Genomic DNA, 21,009 nt, shown 5'->3' with positions numbered 1-21,009 from the left:
GTTCTGTAGGCCGGATAAGCGAAGCGCCATCCGGCAGGAGACAACAATGTTAGACGATCTCAAACGTCAGGTTCTCGAAGCTAACCTGGCGCTGCCGAAACACAATCTCGTCACCCTCACCTGGGGCAACGTGAGCGCCGTTGACCGTGAAAAAGGCGTCTTCGTGATCAAGCCTTCCGGCGTGGATTACACGGTGATGACCGCAGACGATATGGTCGTTGTCAGCATCGAAACGGGTGAAGTGGTGGAAGGGAACAAAAAGCCCTCCTCCGATACGCCAACCCACCGGTTGCTGTATCGTTCATTTCCGACCATCGGCGGTATTGTGCATACCCATTCGCGCCATGCCACCATCTGGGCGCAGGCGGGCCAGTCCATTCCGGCGACCGGCACCACCCACGCAGACTACTTTTACGGCACCATCCCCTGCACGCGCCTGATGACCGACGCTGAAATTAACGGCGAGTACGAGTGGGAAACCGGCAACGTGATTGTTGAAACCTTCGAGAAACAGGGAATCGACGCGGCGCAAATGCCCGGCGTGCTGGTACACTCCCACGGCCCATTCGCCTGGGGTAAAAACGCGGAAGATGCGGTGCATAACGCGATTGTGCTTGAAGAAGTTGCCTATATGGGGATCTTCTGTCGCCAGCTGGCGCCACAACTGCCTGACATGCAGCAAACCCTGCTGGATAAACATTATCTGCGCAAGCACGGTGCAAAGGCCTACTACGGGCAGTAAGCTGTATATATCCCCAGCATAAAACATTCAACCAGGCTATAATCAGGCCTGGTTTTGTTTTATGGGATAACGGCGTGGCGCAGGCGCAAGAAGGCTTTTTACTGACCCGACACTGGCGGGATACCCCTCAGGGCACTGAAGTTGAATTCTGGCTGGCAACGGACAACGGCCCGCTGCAGGTCACGCTGCCCCCACAGGAGTCCGTCGCGTTTATTCCTGAAGCGCATGTCGGGAAAGTAAAGCAGCTGCTGCGCGGCGAAAACGGCTGGCGTTTGACACCGCTTGAACTGAAAGACTTCCACCGTCAGCCGGTTTTCGGCCTCTACTGCCGCGCACATCGCCAGCTGATGCGCTATGAAAAACTGCTTCGTGAAGCGGGCGTGACGCTCTACGAAGCCGATATCCGCCCACCTGAACGCTTTCTGATGGAGCGGTTTATTACCGCTCCCGTCTGGGTCGATGGCTCATTGCAAAACGGCAAAATTAGCAACGCGCGCCTGAAGCCGAACCCGCACTACCGCCCGCCGCTAAAATGGGTGTCGCTGGATATCGAAACCACCCGCCACGGTGAACTGTACTGCATCGGTCTTGAAGGCTGCGGCGATCGCGTTGTCTATATGCTTGGGCCGCCGAACGGTGATGCCTCCGCGCTGGATTTCCGGCTTGAGTATGTTAACAGCCGGCCACAGCTGCTGGAGAAGCTCAACCAGTGGTTTGCCGACTACGATCCCGACGTCCTGATCGGCTGGAACGTGGTGCAGTTCGATCTGCGCGTACTGCAAAAACATGCCGAGCGGTATCGCATCCCGCTGATGCTCGGGCGCGGCAACAACGAGCTGGAGTGGCGCGAACACGGTTTTAAAAACGGCGTCTTCTTCGCCCAGGCGACTGGCCGCCTGATTATCGATGGCATTGAGGCGCTGAAATCCGCCTTCTGGAATTTCTCTTCCTTCTCCCTTGAAGCGGTCGCACAGGAGCTGCTTGGCGAGGGCAAATCCATCGACAACCCCTGGGACAGAATGGATGAGATTGACCGGCGCTTTAACGAAGATAAACCGGCGCTCGCCACCTATAACCTTAAAGATTGCGAGCTGGTCACGCAGATTTTCCACAAAACCGAGATTATGCCGTTTTTGCTGGAGCGTGCGACGGTGAACGGTCTTGCGGCTGACAGGCACGGCGGCTCCGTGGCGGCCTTTAGCCACCTCTACTTCCCCCGGATGCACCGGGCAGGCTATGTCGCCCCTAACCTCGGCGAGGTGCCGCCGCAGGCCAGCCCTGGCGGCTACGTTATGGATTCCAGGCCAGGACTGTATGACTCCGTACTGGTGCTAGATTACAAAAGCCTCTATCCGTCGATTATCCGCACCTTTCTGATCGATCCCGTCGGGCTGATTGAAGGCATGGCCCAGCCGGATGATGAACACAGCACAGAAGGCTTCCTCGGCGCCCGCTTCTCGAGGGAAAAACACTGCCTGCCTGACATTGTGGGAAATATCTGGCATGGCCGCGACGAGGCAAAGCGCCACGGCAACAAGCCACTCTCACAGGCGCTGAAAATCATCATGAATGCCTTTTACGGTGTGCTGGGCACCAGCGCCTGTCGCTTCTTCGACCCACGGCTGGCTTCCTCGATCACCATGCGCGGGCACGAGATTATGCGCCAGACCAAAGCGCTGATTGAATCTCAGGGCTATGACGTTATCTATGGCGACACGGACTCCACTTTTGTGTGGCTTAAGGGCGTGCATTCAGAAGAGGACGCCGCGCACATCGGCAAAACGCTGGTCGAATTCGTGAACGGCTGGTGGCAGGAGCATTTGCAAAAAGCGCGGTTAACCAGCGCGCTGGAGCTGGAATTTGAAACCCATTTCGCCCGCTTTTTAATGCCCACGATTCGCGGGACCGAACAGGGCAGCAAGAAGCGCTACGCCGGATTGATTCAGGAAGGCGACACGCAGCGGATGGTCTTTAAAGGGCTGGAGACCGTACGTACCGACTGGACGCCCCTGGCGCAGCAGTTCCAGCAAACGCTCTATCTGCGGGTGTTTCGCAATGAGCCCTATCAGGATTACGTGCGCGAGACGATAGCCAGCCTGATGGCGGGTGAGCTTGACGCACAGCTGGTCTATCGCAAGCGCCTGCGCCGCCCGCTCGCAGAGTACCAGCGTAACGTCCCTCCCCACGTTCGCGCCGCGCGGCTGGCGGATGAAGAAAACGTGCGCCGGGGTCGTGCACCGCAGTATCAGAACCGGGGAACCATTAAATATGTCTGGACGATTAACGGCCCGGAACCTGTGGATTATCAACACTCTCCTCTGGATTACGATCACTATCTGACGCGTCAGCTTCAGCCCGTCGCAGACGGAATTTTGCCCTTCATCGACGACGATTTTGCTACACTGGTTACAGGGCAACTTGGCCTATTTTGACGCGTGACGAAATGGCTGCCATCCAGTACCATAGCGCCCTTTCCATTCCCGGACCCATTTTTCGATGACCGTCTTTTTTGACGGGGTCGAACTATTGCCTGCAATTAAAGATTAGAGCCGAACAACTATGCCTTTTACACTTGGTCAACGCTGGATCAGCGATACAGAAAGCGAACTTGGATTGGGAACCGTCGTTGCTGTCGATGCGCGTATGGTTACCCTCCTCTTCCCCGCCACCGGTGAAAACCGCCTGTACGCTCGCAATGACTCCCCTGTGACCCGCGTAATGTTTAATCCGGGTGACACCGTGACCAGCCATGATGGCTGGCAGCTCAAGATTGAAGACGTAAAAGAAGAGAATGGACTGCTCGCCTACATTGGCACTCGCCTGGATACCGACGAGACCAATGTCGTCCTGCGTGAAGTGCTGCTCGACAGCAAACTGGTTTTCAGCAAACCGCAGGATCGCCTGTTTGCCGGGCAAATCGATCGAATGGACCGCTTCTCGCTGCGCTATCGCGCGCGTAAGTTCCAGAGTGAACAGTACCGTATGCCGTGGAGCGGCCTGCGTGGCCAGCGTACCAGCCTGATACCCCACCAGCTGAACATCGCTCATGACGTGGGCCGTCGTCACGCCCCGCGCGTGCTGCTGGCAGATGAAGTGGGCCTGGGTAAGACCATTGAAGCAGGCATGATCCTGCATCAGCAGCTGCTTTCCGGCGCCGCCGAGCGCGTGCTGATTGTGGTTCCAGAAACCCTGCAGCACCAGTGGCTGGTCGAAATGCTGCGTCGCTTTAACCTGCGCTTCTCCCTGTTTGATGACGAGCGCTATGCCGAAGCCCAGCACGACGCGGATAACCCGTTCGAAACGGAACAACTGGTGATCTGCTCCCTGGACTTCGTACGCCGCAGCAAGCAGCGCCTTGAGCACCTGTGTGATGCCGAATGGGATCTGATGGTGGTCGATGAAGCGCACCATCTGGTCTGGAGCGAAGAGGCACCGAGCCGCGAATATTTGGCTATTGAGCAGCTTGCCGAGCGCGTGCCTGGCGTCCTGCTGCTGACCGCAACGCCGGAACAGCTGGGTCTGGAAAGCCACTTCGCCCGTCTGCGTCTGCTCGACCCTAACCGTTTCCACGATTTTGCGCAGTTCGTCGAAGAACAAAATAACTACCGTCCGGTCGCGGATGCCGTCGCCCTGCTGCTGGCGGGCAAGCGTCTCTCTAATGACGAACTTAATACCCTGAGCGATCTGATTGGCGAGCAGGACATTGAGCCGCTGCTGCAAGCTGCCAACAGTGAAAGCGATAACGCAGAATCCGCGCGTAAAGAGCTGATCGACATGCTGATGGACCGCCACGGCACCAGCCGCGTGCTGTTCCGTAACACCCGTAACGGTGTGAAAGGGTTCCCGAAACGCGAACTGCATACCATAAAGCTGCCGCTGCCGACACAGTATCAGACGGCGATAAAAGTCTCCGGCATCATGGGCGCACGCAAAACTCAGGAAGAGCGTGCTCGTGACATGCTCTATCCGGAACAAATCTACCAGGAATTCGAAGGTGATACCGGCACCTGGTGGAACTTCGATCCGCGCGTGGAGTGGTTGATGGGCTACCTGACCGCCCACCGTTCCCAGAAAGTGCTGGTGATCTGTGCCAAAGCGGCGACTGCGCTACAGCTGGAACAGGTCCTGCGTGAACGCGAAGGTATCCGCGCCGCCGTGTTCCATGAAGGCATGTCCATCGTTGAACGCGACCGCGCCGCGGCGTGGTTTGCCGAAGAGGACAGCGGCGCTCAGGTGATGCTGTGCTCTGAAATCGGTTCTGAAGGCCGTAACTTCCAGTTCGCCAGCAACCTGGTCATGTTCGATCTGCCGTTCAACCCGGATCTGCTGGAACAGCGTATCGGCCGTCTCGATCGTATCGGCCAGGCGCATGATATCCAGATCCATGTCCCTTATCTGGAAAAAACCGCCCAGTCCGTGCTGGTACGCTGGTTCCACGAAGGTCTGGATGCGTTTGAACATACCTGCCCGACGGGCCGCACGATTTACGATCAGGTGCATGGCGATCTGATCGGCTATCTTGCCGCACCGGAAAACGTGGACGGGTTCGATGAGCTGATCGCCACCTGCCGTGAGAAACACGAGGCGCTGAAAGCGCAGCTGGAACAGGGCCGCGACCGTTTGCTGGAGATCCACTCCAACGGCGGTGAAAAAGCGCAGGCGCTTGCCGAGAGCATTGAAGAGCAGGATGATGACACCAGTCTGATCAGCTTCTCCATGAATCTGTTCGACATCGTGGGCATTAACCAGGACGATCGCGGCGAGAACCTGATTGTCCTGACCCCGTCCGATCACATGCTGGTTCCGGATTTCCCGGGCCTGCCGGAAGATGGCTGCACCATCACCTTCGAGCGTGATGTGGCGCTCTCCCGTGAAGACGCTCAGTTCATCACCTGGGAACACCCGCTGATCCGCAACGGCCTGGACCTGATCCTGTCCGGCGATACCGGCAGCAGCACCATCTCCTTGTTGAAAAACAAGGCGCTGCCTGTCGGCACCCTGCTGCTGGAGCTGATTTATGTTGTGGAAGCGCAGGCGCCGAAACAACTGCAGCTCAACCGCTTCCTGCCGCCAACGCCTGTCCGTCTGCTGCTGGACAAAAACGGCACTAACCTGGCAGGACAGGTTGAATTTGAGAGCTTCAACCGCCAGCTGAGCGCGGTGAATCGCCATACGGGCAGCAAACTGGTTAACGCAGTTCAGCAGGATGTGCATGCCATTCTGCAACTGGGTGAAACCCAGATTGAAAAATCGGCCCGAGCGCTGATTGATACCGCGCGCAATGAAGCCGACGAGAAACTGTCTGCGGAGCTGTCACGTCTGGAAGCGTTAAAAGCGGTTAACCCCAACATCCGTGACGACGAACTGACGGCGATTGAAAGCAACCGTCAGCAGGTGCTGGAAAGCCTGAATCAGGCGAGCTGGCGTCTGGACGCCCTGCGTCTTATCGTTGTGACGCATCAGTAAACGGAGCGCAAGATGGTGATGGAGCCGTACAATCCACCGCAGGATCCCTGGCTGGTCATTCTGTATCAGGATGAGCATATTATGGTGGTCAACAAGCCCAGCGGCCTGTTGTCCGTGCCGGGGCGTCTGGATGAGCACAAAGACAGCGTGATGACGCGTATTCAGCGTGATTATCCTCAGGCGGAGTCCGTCCATCGCCTGGACATGGCCACCAGTGGTGTGATTGTGGTGGCGCTGAATAAAGCCGCGGAACGCGAGTTAAAACGCCAGTTCCGCGAGCGTGAGCCGAAGAAACAGTATGTCGCCCGCGTCTGGGGCCATCCTGCGCAGGCGGAAGGGCTGGTGGATTTACCCCTGATTTGCGACTGGCCGAACCGGCCAAAGCAGAAGGTGTGCTATGAAACCGGCAAGGCCGCGCAGACCGAGTATGAAGTGCTGGAGTACGCAACGGATAACACCGCGCGCGTCCTGCTTAAGCCGATTACCGGACGTTCACATCAGCTGCGCGTGCATATGCTCGCCCTGGGGCATCCGATTCTGGGCGACCGGTTTTACGCCCCGCCTGAGGCGCTGGCGTTAGCGCCGCGTCTTCAGCTCCATGCGCAGACGCTCACCATCACCCATCCGGCCTTCGGTAACGCGATGACGTTTAAAGCCCCGGTGGATTTCTAAAAAAAAGCCCGACATCGTCGGGCTTTTTTTATTTGAAACCTTTCTTCTCTTTAATGAGCTCGTAGGCCTTCTGGATTTCCTGCGCTTTTTGCTTCGCCATCTCCATCATTTCCGGCGGTAAACCTTTCGCGACCAGTTTGTCCGGGTGATGTTCACTCATCAGCTTGCGATAGGCACGTTTAATGGTGGTCACATCGTCGGTGGGCTTCACGCCTAGTACGTTGCAGGCATCTTCCAGCGTCGGGCCACGCTGCGCCTGCTGCCAGGTGCCGCCAGACGACTGCTGGTGATAACCGCCGCCAAACTGTGCCCCGCCCTGCATCATGCGCAGGAACTGGTCGAACTGCATACGGGAGATACCCAGCTCTTCCGCAATGACGTACAGTACGTCGCGTTCATTGGGGTGCAGGGAACCGTCGGCAAAGGCCGCCTGGATCTGGATTTCCAGAAACATCCGAATTAAATCAAAACGTCCGAAGCAGATGCTGCGGAACTGACGCATTTTTTCGCGCAGCGGATAGTTGTCCGATTTGCCAATGCGAAACGCATTCTGCGCGGCCAGACGGGAGTCACCATGCAGGTTCATGCGATCCATAAAGACGCTGGCAATCTGAATATCGGCTTCTGTTACCCGCCCTTTGGATTTGGTTAAGTGCCCCATCACCTCAAAGGTGGTAGAGAAAAAGAGCGACTGACGCTCGCGCTGATTGGCAAACCAGGCCATTTTGCGGCTGCGCGCCTTATCAAACATATGCCCGATAATCAGCCCAAGCACGATTCCCCAGAACCCGGCACCCATGATGATGGCGAACGCAACGCCGATTATTTTACCCCAATACTGCATATACTCCCCGGATAGTCATATTCCTTGCCGACGCAACGTCATCATCACTGTGTTCAAGTCACGGTCAATTGAAGGACATCGCCTATAATTTGCTTTATCATACTCGTCATTCGATAGCGAGCCTAACACTCTGGCACGCAAACAGGCAGGATTAACGCTGGTACTGCGCAGATGAGTAAGATAGTCTCTGAGCGTTTGTAAGCCGTAGCCACTGATGACGGAACAATAAAATACAACGTATGAAAAAACGTATCCCCACCCTCCTGGCCACAATGATTGGCTCCGCCCTGTACAGTCAACAGGGGCTGGCGGCCGATCTCGCCTCGCAATGTATGCTTGGCGTCCCAAGCTATAATCGTCCACTGGTGAAGGGCGATACAAATAGCTTGCCGGTAACCATTACTGCCGACAGTTCGAAAGGTACCTATCCTGACAATGCCACGTTTACGGGCAATGTGGATATTAACCAGGGCAACAGCCGCCTGCAGGCAGATGAAGTGCAGTTGCACCAGAAGCAGCCGGAAGGTGCGGCCGAGCCGGTACGAACGGTGGATGCGCTGGGTAATGTGCACTATGACGACAATCAGGTCATCCTGAAAGGTCCGAAAGCCTGGTCAAACCTGAACACCAAAGACACTAACGTCTGGGAAGGTGATTACCAGATGGTGGGTCGTCAGGGGCGTGGTAATGCAGACCTGATGAAACAGCGCGGTGAAAACCGTTATACGATCCTGGAAAATGGCTCCTTTACCTCCTGTCTGCCGGGTTCTAATACCTGGAGCGTGGTCGGAAGCGAGGTTATCCACGACCGTGAAGAGCAGGTCGCAGAGATCTGGAACGCCCGCTTCAAGCTGGGTCCGGTGCCCGTTTTCTACAGCCCTTATCTGCAGCTTCCTGTCGGTGACAAACGTCGCTCAGGCTTCCTGATCCCGAATGCCAAATACAGCACCTCGAACTATTTTGAGTTCTACCTGCCGTATTACTGGAACATCGCGCCCAACATGGACGCGACGATCACGCCGCACTATATCCATAAGCGCGGCAACGTCATGTGGGAGAACGAGTTCCGCTACCTGACCCAGGCGGGTACAGGCCTGATGGAGCTCGATTATCTGCCGTCAGATAAAGTCTTCCAGGATGAGCATCCGACCGAAGGCGATAAACATCGTTGGTTGTACTACTGGCGCCATGCGGGTGTGATGGATCAGGTCTGGCGTTTTAACGTCGACTACACCAAGGTCAGCGATCCTTACTACTTCAACGACTTTGACTCCAAATACGGTTCAAGTACCGATGGTTATGCGACGCAGAAATTCAGCGTTGGCTATGCTCTTCAAAACTTTAACGCCACGGTCTCAACGAAACAGTTCCAGGTCTTTAGTACCCAGACGCGAAGCACTTACGGCGCAGAGCCGCAGCTGGATGTGAACTGGTATCAGAACGATGTTGGGCCATTTGACACCCGCGTTTACGCGCAGGCGGTACATTTCGTGAATACCAACTCGGATATGCCGGAAGCCACACGTATCCACCTGGAGCCGACCATCAACCTGCCGTGGTCTAACGACTGGGCAAGCCTGAACACAGAAGCCAAGCTGATGGCGACACACTATCAGCAGAAAAATGTGGATGATTACAACGCCACTAACAACACCGATCTTCAGGAATCGGTTAACCGTACCCTTCCGCAATTTAAAATGGACGGTAAGCTGATCTTTGAACGTGATATGGGGTTACTGGCTGATGGCTATACGCAAACGCTGGAACCGCGGATGCAGTATCTCTACGTTCCGTATCGCGACCAGAGCAAAATCCAGAACTACGACTCGTCCTTCCTGCAGTCTGACTACAGCGGCCTGTTCCGTGACCGTACCTACGGCGGTCTTGACCGTATTGCCTCCGCTAACCAGTTAACGACCGGTGTCACAACGCGCGTATATGATGACGCTGCCGTTGAACGTTTTAACGTTTCTGTTGGTCAAATCTACTATTTCACCGAGTCTCGCACCGGTGATGACAACATTAACTGGGAGAAAGACAACAAGACCGGTTCCCTGGTCTGGGCGGGCGATACCTACTGGCGCATGACGGACCGCTGGGGCTTACGCGGTGGGCTGCAGTACGATACGCGTCTCGACAACATTGCGACCAGCAGTGCGGCAATTGAGTACCGTCGTGATGAAGACCGTATGGTGCAGCTGACGTACCGTTATGCCAGCCCGGAATATATCCAGGCGACATTGCCAGACTATGCGAACAGAGAACAGTATAAAGACGGTATTTCGCAGGTCGGTGGCGCAGCAAGCTGGCCTATCGCCGACCGTTGGTCAATCGTAGGTGCTTACTACTTTGACACCAACACCAGTAAGCCTGCCGACCAAATGGTCGGTTTGCAATATAACTCCTGCTGTTACGCGCTGCGCGTCGGTTACGAACGTAAGCTTAACGGCTGGAATACTGACAACAATCAGAGCAAATACGATAACGTGATTGGCTTCAATGTCGAGCTGCGCGGCCTGAGCTCCAACTATGGCCTGGGCACGCAGCAGATGCTGCGCTCGAACATTCTGCCTTACCGCAGTTCCTTGTAATGTGCTTGATTTGCAACGTAATCCGCTTTGCGGTTAATTGAAATGGAAAAAGTATGAAGAACTGGAAAACGCTGCTGCTCGGTGTCGCTATGGTTGCGAATACCAGCTTCGCGGCCCCCCAGGTTGTTGATAAAGTCGCCGCTGTGGTTAACAACGGCGTTGTACTCGAAAGTGACGTTGACGGTCTGATGAAGTCGGTGAAGCTCAATTCCGGCGAAGCAGGTCAGCAGCTGCCGGATGACGCCACATTGCGCCACCAGATCCTGGAGCGTCTGATCATGGATCAGATCGTTTTGCAGATGGGTCAGAAAATGGGCGTGAAGGTCACTGACGAGCAACTCGATCAGGCCATCGCTAACATCGCGAAGCAGAACAATATGTCTTTAGACCAGATGCGCAGCCGTCTGGCCTATGACGGTATCAGTTATGCCACCTACCGTAACCAGATCCGTAAAGAGATGCTGATTTCAGAAGTGCGTAACAATGAAGTGCGTCGCCGCGTCACGATCCTGCCGCAGGAAGTGGACGCGCTGGCAAAACAGGTGGGCAACCAGAATGACGCCAGTACAGAGCTGAACCTGAGCCACATTCTGATCCCGCTTCCTGAGAATCCAACCTCCGACCAGGCTGCGGAAGCCGAAAGCCAGGCGCGTTCCATTGTCGAGCAGGCGCGTAATGGCGGTGACTTCGGCAAGCTGGCCATTACCTACTCCGCTGACCAGCAGGCGCTGAAAGGCGGCCAGATGGGCTGGGGTCGTATTCAGGAGCTGCCTTCCATCTTCGCCCAGGCACTGAGCACCGCGAAGAAAGGTGATATCGTCGGTCCAATCCGTTCAGGTGTGGGCTTCCATATTCTGAAAGTGAACGATCTGCGTGGACAGAGCCAGAGTATTTCCGTCACCGAAGTGCATGCTCGCCACATTCTTCTGAAACCGTCACCGATCATGACTGACGATCAGGCTCGTGCAAAGCTTGAGCAGATTGCTGCTGACATTAAGAGCGGTAAAACCTCGTTTGCAAATGCGGCAAAAGAGTTTTCTCAGGATCCCGGCTCTGCTAACCAGGGTGGCGATCTGGGTTGGGCGGCTGCAGATATTTACGATCCTGCGTTCCGTGATGCCCTGATGAAGCTGAACAAAGGCCAGATCAGTGCGCCAGTACACTCTTCATTTGGCTGGCACCTCATCGAGCTGATGGACACCCGTAACGTGGATAAAACCGATGCGGCGCAGAAAGACAGAGCCTACCGTATGCTGTTTAACCGTAAGTTCTCTGAAGAAGCGGCAACCTGGATGCAGGAACAACGCGCCAGCGCTTACGTAAAAATTCTGAGCAACTAATGAAACAGCATCGTGTTGTGATCACGCCCGGCGAACCCGCCGGGATTGGGCCTGACCTCGTCGTTCAGCTTGCCCAGCGCAGCTGGCCGGTGGAGCTGGTCGTCTGCGCTGATGCAACACTGTTACAAGACCGGGCAACGCTGCTCGGTCTGCCTTTAACGCTCATCCCCTACGTTGAAGGCCAACAGCCTGCACCACAGCAAGCCGGTACGCTCACGCTCCTTCCTGTTCCCCTGCGTACACCTGTTATTCCGGGCCAGCTCAGCACGGAAAACGGTCACTATGTCGTTGAAACTCTTGCGCGCGCCTGCGACGGTTGTCTGAAGGGTGAATTTGCTGCCCTGATTACCGGCCCGGTCCACAAAGGCGTCATTAACGAAGCGGGTATTCCCTTTACCGGGCATACAGAGTTTTTTGAAGAGCGCTCGCACAGCCCGAAAGTCGTCATGATGCTGGCAACGGAGGCGATGCGTGTTGCGCTTGTCACAACCCATCTGCCCATCAAGGCCATTCCGGATGCCATTACCCCGGAACTGCTGCGGGAGATCATCGGGATCCTGCATCATGATCTGCAAACCAAATTCGGCATCAAGCAGCCGCACGTTCTGGTTTGCGGCCTGAATCCGCACGCCGGTGAAGGCGGGCATATGGGTACCGAAGAGATCGACACCATTATTCCGGTCCTTGAAGAAATGCGCGCAAAAGGGATGCACTTAAGCGGGCCGCTGCCTGCTGATACCCTTTTCCAGCCGAAATACCTGGATAATGCCGACGCCGTGCTCGCGATGTACCACGATCAAGGCCTGCCCGTGCTAAAATACCAGGGCTTTGGCCGCGGGGTGAATATCACTCTCGGTTTACCCTTTATTCGAACGTCCGTTGACCACGGTACTGCGCTGGATCTGGCAGGCCAGGGAAAAGCGGATGTCGGCAGTTTTATTACGGCGCTTAATCTCGCCATCAAAATGATTGTTAATACTCAATGACTAATCGAGTCCATCAGGGCCACTTAGCCCGTAAACGTTTCGGGCAAAACTTCCTTAACGATCAGTTCGTGATCGAAAGCATTGTCTCGGCTATCAACCCGCAAAAAGGTCAGGCGATGGTCGAAATCGGCCCGGGTCTTGCCGCACTGACCGAGCCGGTCGGCGAACGCCTTGACGCACTTACCGTCATCGAACTGGACCGCGATCTGGCCGCACGCCTGCAAACGCACCCGTTCCTTGGGCCGAAGCTGACCATTTATCAGCAGGATGCCATGACCATGAACTTTGGCGAGCTGTCAGAGAAAATGGGTCAGCCGCTGCGCGTGTTCGGCAACCTGCCGTACAACATTTCCACCCCGCTGATGTTCCACCTGTTTAGCTATACTGATGCCATTGACGACATGCACTTCATGTTGCAAAAAGAGGTTGTGAACCGTCTGGTTGCAGGCCCGAACAGTAAAGCGTATGGTCGTTTAAGCGTGATGGCGCAATATTACTGCAACGTGATCCCGGTTCTCGAAGTTCCGCCATCCGCCTTTACGCCACCACCGAAAGTGGATTCTGCGGTTGTACGCCTGGTGCCGCATAAAACGAAACCGTACCCGGTAAAAGATCTGCGTGTACTGAGCCGCATCACCACAGAAGCTTTTAATCAGCGCCGGAAAACGATCCGCAACAGTCTGAGCAATTCGTTCACCGTTGAGGTGTTAGCGGAACTGGGGATCGACCCGGCAATGCGTGCGGAAAACATTTCCGTAGAGCAGTACTGCAAGCTGGCTAATTACATCAGCGAAAATGCGCCGCCGAAGGAGAGTTAAGCCATGATTGATTCGCCCCGCGTATGTGTCCATGTACAAAGCGTCTATGTTGAATCGCAATCCTCGCCGGATGAAGAACGTTTTGTCTTTGCTTACACTGTGACCATTCGTAATCTGGGGCGGGTGCCTGTGCAGCTGCGTGGGCGCTACTGGCTTATTACCAACGGCAATGGCCGCGAAATCGAAGTTCAGGGAGAGGGTGTGGTCGGTGAACAACCCCACATCGCCCCTGGTGAAGAGTATCAGTACACCAGCGGTGCAGTGATTGAAACGCCGATGGGTACCATGCAAGGCCATTATGAAATGGTCGACGTCGATGGCAATGGATTCCGCGTTGCCATTCCTGTGTTCCGTCTCGCCGTTACAACACTCATTCATTAATCTAATGTCTACATATCTGATTGGCGACGTTCACGGTTGCTACGATGAACTGATCGCATTATTAAAACAGGTCGACTTTACGCCAGGGCAGGACACGCTCTGGCTGACGGGCGATCTGGTCGCGCGTGGCCCTGGCTCACTGGAGGTTCTGCGCTTCGTAAAATCACTCGGCGACAGTGTACGCATGGTGCTGGGCAATCACGATCTGCATCTGCTGGCGGTCTTCGCCGGGATCAGTCGCAACAAGCCTAAAGATCGCCTCACTCCGCTGCTGGATGCGCCGGACGCCGACGATCTGATTAACTGGCTGCGCCGTCAGCCCTTGCTGCAGATCGACGAAGAGAAAAAGCTGGTCATGGCGCATGCCGGGATCACGCCACAATGGGATCTGGAGACGGCGAAAACCTGTGCTCGTGACGTGGAGGCGGTACTGGCGAGCGACTCCTATCCTTTCTTCCTTGATGCCATGTACGGCGATATGCCGAACCACTGGAGCGAGGATCTCAGCGGCCTGGCTCGTCTGCGCTTTATCACCAACGCCTTCACACGTATGCGTTTCTGCTTCCCGAACGGGCAGCTGGACATGTATTCCAAAGAGACGCCGGAAAGCGCGCCAGCCCCGCTCAAGCCGTGGTTTGCCATTCCGGGGCCGGTGACAAGCGAGTACAGCGTGGTATTTGGTCACTGGGCGGCACTGGAAGGAAAAGGGACCCCGGAGGGGATTTACGGTCTGGATACCGGATGCTGCTGGGGTGGAGAGTTAACCTGTCTGCGCTGGGAAGATAAAGCTTACTTTGTTCAGCCATCCAACCGACAGCTGGACTTAGGGGAAGACGAGGCCGTTGCCTCCTGATACGTCATTCCCTCTCCCAACCGGGAGAGGGAAAAATCACTTAACGACGTTCCAGAATCTCGAAGCAGTAGCTGTGGGAGTTCTGAGCATCCGCGTCGTGGAATTCGCTGAATACGGATTCCCACTCGTCCGGATCGTAGTCCGGGAAATGGGTATCCCCTTCCACTTCCGCATCAATGTGGGTCAGATACAGCTTCTGCGCTTTTGGCAGGAACTGTTCATATACACGCCCACCGCCAATCACCATGATCTCTTCGGCATTGCCACACGCAGCAATCGCCTCGTCGACAGATTTTACCCATTCGACGCGATCGTCAGTGCCTGGCTGGCTACTGATAACGATATTCTTCCGGCCCGGCAATGGACGACCAATCGACTCCCAGGTCAGGCGGCCCATCACTACCGGCTTGTTTAACGTAGTACGTTTAAACCATGCAAGATCGGCAGGCAGGTTCCACGGCATGGCATTTTCCATACCGATAACGCGGTCCACCGCCAGCGCTGCAATCAGACTGATCATTGAAAATTTCCCGGATGCAAAAAATTGCCGCCACTATACGGAAAGCTTAATCTTTCGTCGACTGGCGGCAGGGTAAAGATAAAGAAATTTTTTATTATTGCTGGCAACTCCACTTCACGCGGAAGGTTTACTCTCAGGCTCATCAGCCGGATCGCCGGTGTGCTTGCCCTCTTCCGTGCCCTGCCAGCCATGACGCTGGATCAGCGACAGATGATTGCGGTCCTCATTAATGATTTCCGTCAGCATCGCACTGGTGCGTTTGAACACGGCCGCGCGCTCCGTGGCCGAGCTGCCAGCCATTGCCGCCATCTCTTCCACCATCCCGGTATTAAAGCGGCGGAACAGGTCTGCACGCTCGCGCGCTTCATACGCGCCGAGCCCCAGATTTTCCAGCGCCATACGGCCAGATTTCAGCGCACCTTCAAACGTTTCACGCTCCGGTGCTTCTACCCCAGCCTGCCGCAGCCGGATATAGTGATCTACATCGCGGGCGCGGGAGATAATGGTCAGCGCCGGGAAGTGCTCTTTGACCAGTTCCACCATCTGCATGCTGGTTTCCGGATCGTCAATGGCGTTAATCAGTACCTCGGCTTTTGCCGCGCCAGCAGATTCCAGCAGATCGACGCGCGTTGCGTCGCCGTAAAAGACTTTCATGTCGAACTTACGCAGGGTATCGACATGGTCGGGATCGTGATCGAGGATGACCATTTTCACGCCGCTCGACAGCAGTAAACGTCCCACGATCTGCCCATAGCGACCAAATCCGGCGATGATCACGCGCGGCTGCTCCTCGTCGATCTCATCAGCTTCGCGCTCCTGTTCGCTGCCCGATTTTTCCAGGCGCGTCAGTACGACCAGCAGGACGGGCGTCGCCGCCATCGACAGGGCGACCGCCAGCGTCAGGGCTTTCGCCCACTCCGGATCGAGAACATTTGCCATCTGCGCTGCGCCGAAGACCACGAACGCAAATTCGCTCCCCTGCCCCAGCAGAACCGCAAACCAGCTGCGCTGCTTATTTGGCACCTTCAGCGGACGCGCAATCAGCCACAGCATCGCCATTTTAATGACCAGGAAGCCGACAAGCAGGATGACAATACGCAGCGGGTGCGTCACCAGCGTGCCGAAGTCAACGGACATCCCCACGCCGATGAAAAACAGCCCCAGCAGCAATCCTTTGAACGGCTCGATATCGCTTTCCAGCGCGTGACGATATTCAGAACTCGCCAGCAGAACGCCGGCGAGGAACGCCCCCATCGCCATTGACAGCCCGGCCTCTTCCAGCAGCAGACCAAAGCCAAACACCAGGAACAGCGCCACGGCGCTGAACACTTCGCGCAAACCGGAGCGGGCAACAAACCGCAGCAGCGGACGGGTGACATAGCGTCCAAGCAGAACCACCAGCGCCAGAGCACCCACCACTTTCAGTGCGGACAGCGCGAAAGCGCCCAGCGTCGTCGAGGACCCACTGGCCGCCAGCAACGGGATCATCGCCACCAGCGGAATAGCGGCAATGTCCTGGAACAGCAGCACCGAGAACGCGCTGCGCCCCATCTGCGAAACCGTCAAATTGCGCTCGTTCATCGCCTGCATGGCAATCGCCGTCGAGGAGAGCGCCAGCGTCATGCCGATAAGCTCTGCCACTTTCCAGTCCATTCCCAACAGGATGCAGAACCCACCCAGCAGCAGGCCACAGGCCACCATTTGCAACGCCCCACCACCAAATACCGAAGCGCGAAGTTTCCACAGGCGCTGCGGATCGAGTTCCAGGCCAATCACAAAGAGCATCAGCACGACGCCAATCTCTGCGAAATGGAGAATCGCCTCGGCATCCGTCACCAGACGAAAGCCCCAAGGACCAATGACGCAGCCCGCAATCAGGTAGCCCAGAACAGAGCCCAGCCCCAGGCGAACCGCGACGGGCACAATCAGCGCCGCCGCGCCGAGGTAAATCAGCGCCTGTATTAGCGTATGGCTATCCATGATGCGTCTCCTGCCATTCAAGTAAGCGTTGTTTATAATGACGAGCCTGCGCCTGCAGCGTTTCATCATCGCAGACAAACGTACAGTGCATCGCAAATGGCGGGAGCCAGTTCAGACCGCAGTAGAGCGCCGTCGCCTGCAGCGGCTGCGCCAGAACGTCAAACCCCGGGAAGGTGCCAATATCAAAATGACTTTCCCCGCCGCCGGTGGTGACCGCCCACATCAGGCTTTTCCCTTTTAGCGCATGGCCATTGTGGCCATACGCCCAGCCGTGGGAGAACACTTTATCAATCCACAGTTTCAGAAGCGGGGGCGTGCTATACCACTGCATGGGATGCTGCCAGACGATCAGATCGGCACGGGAAAGTGCCTCCTGCTCGGCGGCGATATCGATATTAAAATCGGGATAGAGTTGATACAGGGAGCGTATCTCTACGTTATCAAGCGTCCTTACCTGCTCAAGCATCCGCTTATTCGCATGCGAGTGTTGCGGATAAGGATGGGCGTAAATTATCAGAATCATCAATGGGCCTGCGTTGACTGGCTTATCTCTCTTGTAGGTGTGAGTGTAGACAGTTAACCAGCCTGCTGAAAGTGTTGATTGGCATCGCAGATGCAAAACGCAAGTATTGCTACTCACGGTGCCCCATGCTCGTGATTATGCCAGCACTTATCTGAACATCGTTAATCTTATTAATCTCACCAATAAATGACTCTTTTTCATTTGCACATATGAAATATTAAGAATAATTAAAATCGCATTTTAATAAATAGATGTATACATAACCCATTGAAAATATAATAATTTAACCCCTTTCCGAATAACAACTCTCTTTAAAAGAGAAGATACTTCTTTGTTCTTCAACTTTCATTTTAAATGGATGTGAATATGAGTGACAAACACCACATATTAAACAGGACAACCCAATTGCTGGGAAAGTTATTTCCCGTCCTGTTAGTTTTTACGCCAATAATAAGCCATGCAGCAACCATTGATCAGTCGACTTCTGTCCCGCAAGATTTTTCCTCAGAATCTGAATATATCATTAATAAAAACGTCACGATTTCCTCTCTTGATAATGTTGCCGCAGTAACTGTTTCTGGTATGGACGTTACCTCTGTCACCAATAAAGGAAAAATCACCGCAAAAGCGGACGGACTTGATATTAATACTAACGCACAGCGTGTTGTGATTAACAACGAGGAGGGGGCAACTATTTCCTCAACAACCGCAAACGCAGTAAACATTCAATCCATGCAGGGCGAACTCAATAACAAAGGAAGTATCATTGGTTTTGAAAATGGTATTTATATTGATGAAGAGTCCTCAGCAGTAAATATTTCAAACAGCGCAACAGGCCTTATTGAAGGCAAGACGGGTATGCTGGTGAACATCGGCACGCCCATTAATAACGAGGGTTCTATCAAAGGCACTCAAAATGATGGAATTGCCCTAAGTGACGGAAACTCGAAAATTATCAATAGTGGTATTATTGATGGTTATCAGAATGGTATTAACGTCATGGGCTCATCCAAAATTGAGATCATTAATACAGGTTCAATTGGCGGCGGTAGTACTGCAATCCTGTTCGCCAGCAACAAAAATAATACACTGACGCTTAACACAGGATCGTCACTGTCAGGTGATGTCATTTCTACCCTTTCAAAAGGGAACATCCTAAGGCTGGTGGGAACCGGCGCCGAGGACAGCAATTTTATTGGGCTAAACGAAGGTGATGGTTTCGCTTCTCTTGCTATGGACGGGGAAGACTGGACGCTCACTGGTGATGTCGACATTATCGGCACGGGTGATTCACTGCAGGTCAATAGCGGCACTCTGACCCTGGCCGGAACCGTCGCAAATGCGGGGAACACGCTGGTCGCTGAAAATGCGGTTCTGCAGTTGGGTAATGGCGAAAGCGTCGCAAACCTGAGTGGGGGACTCACGAATAACGGCTCGGTTATCTTCAACCAGGGCGATAATTTCACCTTCACCACTAACATGACCGGCAGCGGGAGTGTTGAAAAAAGGGATTCGCATACGCTGACGTTGACCGGTAACAACAGCTACAGCGGTGATACTACCCTGTATAGCGGCACCACGCTGGTCGCGTCCGGTGCGACCCTGGGCGTTGAAAACAGTCATGCCACGGTGACCGTGCAGAGTGGAGCAACGTTTGCCACGGCCGGGACGGTATACGATAACATCTCTATTCTTGGCGGCGGCACGCTGGCTGCATGGAATGCCATTCAGGGCAACCCGACATTGCGCAACTCGGGCGCGGATACCATCAACGGCAACGTGACCAACAGCGGTACGCTTTTACTGAGCGCAGCGGATAATTCAGTCGGCAATGACTTTACCATCAATGGAGATTATACCGGCACTGCGGGGAGCCAAATCGTATTGAACAGCACGCTGGGCGCGGATGATGCACCTACCGATCATCTTACGATTACGGGCAGCAGCTTTGGGCAGTCAGGCGTTACTGTCTCCAATATGGGTGGGTTAGGCGCTCAAACGGTCAATGGCATGGAAATTGTCAGCGTGAGTGGAAGCTCTGAAGCTCAACTGACGCTTGCTAAACCCGTCGTTGCCGGCGCGTGGGAATATAATCTTTATCAACACAGTAATGGCAACTGGTATCTGGAATCGAAGGCTTCACCCTCCGACGATCCGGCTGACGATCCCGATAACGGAGATAACGGAGATAACGGTGGCAATGGTGACAACGGCGACAACGGTGACAACGGCGGTAACGGAGACAACGGCGACAACGGTGACAACGGCGGCAATGGTGACAATGGTGACAATGGTGACAATGGTGACAATGGCGGTAACGGAGACAACGGCGGTAATGGCAGCAACAATAACCCTGAAGTCATGGCTCCGGAAGTCGGCGCATATTTAGGCAACTACCTTGCTGCTCAAAGCATGTTCCTCCACAAGCGCGACGATCGCGATCAAATCACCTTCCGCAATGAAGATAACCTCAATACCTGGATGTACGTTAAGGGCCGCTATCATGAAAACGACGCAGGTGGCGACAGAGTCAATTATGACACCACCACTACCGTGCTTCAGATAGGCAGCGATTTCATGAGCAAGCCACTGGATAACGGTATCCTGCGAGCGGGCGGCATGTTTGGTGCGGGTCAGGCGAAAACCCATTCGGAGGCCAGACACAATGTGCGTGATGCGCAGGGTAAAGTCGACGGCTTCAATGCAGGTTTATACGCCACCTGGCAGGAAGATCAGAACTTACGCCTTGGCAGCTACATTGATACCTGGGCCGCCTATAGCTGGTACAACAATAAAGTGACCAGCAACCGTAATGACGAAGATTACGACAGTGAAGGTTTCGCTGCCTCTGTCGAAGTGGGTCATGCGTGGGTGATTAATTCAGAAAATGAGCGCACCTGGAAAATCGAACCTCAGGCGCAGATCGTTTACAGCTACCTTGATCAGGAAAACCATACCGACCGTGACGGCGTCCGGGTGACAACCCTGGACAACGACGGTCTGTTTGGTCGTCTGGGCGTCAAATCAAGCTACTTCCAGCAGAAGGATGTCAAAGCCTGGCAGCCGTACGTTGCCGTGAACTGGCTGAAGGGCGCGGGTCAAAACGATCTGGCGTTTAACGGTGAAACTGTCAGCAACGACACGCCGGAAGACCGTGGCCAGCTAGAGCTGGGCGTTACCGGGAATTTGAACGAGACTACCACCGTTTCTCTGCGGGCCAGCGGCGAATGGGGTGAAAACAGCTTTGCTGCCTATGGCGGTCATATCCTGTTGAACCACCGCTGGTAAGCGTT

At 54.9% G+C, this 21,009-nt stretch carries 15 protein-coding genes; 11 read left to right on the top strand and 4 right to left on the bottom strand.

The annotated features are described in order from the left end of the window. Nucleotides 1–46 precede the first annotated feature (46 nt). From araD to rluA, 4 genes are all read left to right on the top strand, one after another. Nucleotides 47–742 (top strand): L-ribulose-5-phosphate 4-epimerase, encoded by a 696-nt coding sequence (gene araD / locus SP99_RS03370; protein WP_025758012.1) that lies wholly within the window; start codon nt 47–49, stop codon nt 740–742. A gap of 74 nt (nt 743–816) precedes the next feature. Then, nucleotides 817–3,174, top strand: a complete 2,358-nt coding sequence (gene polB, locus SP99_RS03365; RefSeq protein WP_047957737.1) for a DNA polymerase II — start codon at nt 817–819, stop codon at nt 3,172–3,174. Nucleotides 3,175–3,301: 127 nt separating this feature from the next. Further along, nucleotides 3,302–6,208, top strand: coding sequence for an RNA polymerase-associated protein RapA (gene rapA / locus SP99_RS03360; RefSeq protein WP_047957736.1), 2,907 nt, complete (start codon nt 3,302–3,304; stop codon nt 6,206–6,208). Nucleotides 6,209–6,220: 12 nt separating this feature from the next. Further along, nucleotides 6,221–6,880 carry a bifunctional tRNA pseudouridine(32) synthase/23S rRNA pseudouridine(746) synthase RluA gene (rluA, locus tag SP99_RS03355; RefSeq protein ID WP_047957735.1) on the top strand — a complete coding sequence of 220 codons (660 nt, stop codon included), beginning with the start codon at nt 6,221–6,223 and terminating at the stop codon, nt 6,878–6,880. Between the two features lie 28 nt (nt 6,881–6,908). On the opposite strand, the gene djlA is transcribed toward rluA, so the two are convergent. Then, nucleotides 6,909–7,724: a co-chaperone DjlA gene (gene djlA, locus SP99_RS03350; RefSeq protein ID WP_025758016.1), complete on the bottom strand. Its 816-nt coding sequence runs from the start codon at nt 7,722–7,724 to the stop codon at nt 6,909–6,911. A 239-nt stretch (nt 7,725–7,963) separates the two neighbouring features. Between djlA and lptD the strand changes: the two genes are divergently transcribed. Genes lptD through apaH form a run of 6 tightly spaced genes read left to right on the top strand, consistent with a single transcriptional unit; the run spans nt 7,964 to nt 14,693 of the window. Beyond that, nucleotides 7,964–10,315 (top strand): LPS assembly protein LptD, encoded by a 2,352-nt coding sequence (gene lptD, locus SP99_RS03345; RefSeq protein ID WP_047957734.1) that lies wholly within the window; start codon nt 7,964–7,966, stop codon nt 10,313–10,315. A 53-nt stretch (nt 10,316–10,368) separates the two neighbouring features. Beyond that, nucleotides 10,369–11,655, top strand: coding sequence for a peptidylprolyl isomerase SurA (surA, locus tag SP99_RS03340; RefSeq protein ID WP_047957733.1), 1,287 nt, complete (start codon nt 10,369–10,371; stop codon nt 11,653–11,655). Beyond that, nucleotides 11,655–12,641, top strand: a complete 987-nt coding sequence (gene pdxA / locus SP99_RS03335; protein WP_047957732.1) for a 4-hydroxythreonine-4-phosphate dehydrogenase PdxA — start codon at nt 11,655–11,657, stop codon at nt 12,639–12,641. Before surA ends, pdxA begins: the two co-directional genes overlap by 1 nt. Continuing rightward, complete coding sequence (gene rsmA / locus SP99_RS03330; protein WP_047957731.1) at nt 12,638–13,459, top strand: 16S rRNA (adenine(1518)-N(6)/adenine(1519)-N(6))-dimethyltransferase RsmA; 822 nt, start codon at nt 12,638–12,640, stop codon at nt 13,457–13,459. The genes pdxA and rsmA overlap by 4 nt, the downstream gene beginning before the upstream one ends. Nucleotides 13,460–13,462: 3 nt before the next feature. Next, a complete protein-coding gene (gene apaG, locus SP99_RS03325; RefSeq protein WP_025758021.1) occupies nt 13,463–13,840 on the top strand; it encodes a Co2+/Mg2+ efflux protein ApaG in 378 nt (125 codons plus the stop codon). A 4-nt stretch (nt 13,841–13,844) separates the two neighbouring features. Then, nucleotides 13,845–14,693, top strand: a complete 849-nt coding sequence (gene apaH, locus SP99_RS03320) for a bis(5'-nucleosyl)-tetraphosphatase (symmetrical) ApaH (protein ID WP_025758022.1) — start codon at nt 13,845–13,847, stop codon at nt 14,691–14,693. 40 nt (nt 14,694–14,733) lie between these two features. Here the strand turns inward: apaH and folA are convergent, their stop codons facing one another. The 3 genes from folA to kefF form a co-directional block, all read right to left on the bottom strand. Beyond that, entirely contained in the window at nt 14,734–15,213 is a 480-nt protein-coding gene (folA, locus tag SP99_RS03315) for a type 3 dihydrofolate reductase (RefSeq protein WP_008502023.1), read from the bottom strand. A gap of 114 nt (nt 15,214–15,327) precedes the next feature. Next, a complete protein-coding gene (gene kefC, locus SP99_RS03310; protein WP_047957730.1) occupies nt 15,328–17,193 on the bottom strand; it encodes a glutathione-regulated potassium-efflux system protein KefC in 1,866 nt (621 codons plus the stop codon). Beyond that, nucleotides 17,186–17,716 (bottom strand): glutathione-regulated potassium-efflux system oxidoreductase KefF, encoded by a 531-nt coding sequence (kefF, locus tag SP99_RS03305; RefSeq protein WP_025758024.1) that lies wholly within the window; start codon nt 17,714–17,716, stop codon nt 17,186–17,188. Before kefF ends, kefC begins: the two co-directional genes overlap by 8 nt. A gap of 366 nt (nt 17,717–18,082) precedes the next feature. Here kefF and SP99_RS03300 point away from each other — a divergent pair, with 366 nt between their 5' ends. After that, nucleotides 18,083–21,004, top strand: coding sequence for an autotransporter family protein (locus SP99_RS03300; protein WP_156167783.1), 2,922 nt, complete (start codon nt 18,083–18,085; stop codon nt 21,002–21,004). Nucleotides 21,005–21,009: the final 5 nt, after the last annotated feature.

Origin of the sequence: Enterobacter sp. BIDMC92, assembly GCF_001030225.1 — a bacterium.
Lineage (GTDB): Bacteria > Pseudomonadota > Gammaproteobacteria > Enterobacterales > Enterobacteriaceae > Enterobacter > Enterobacter sichuanensis.
This window is presented reverse-complemented; position numbering and strand designations above follow the sequence as displayed.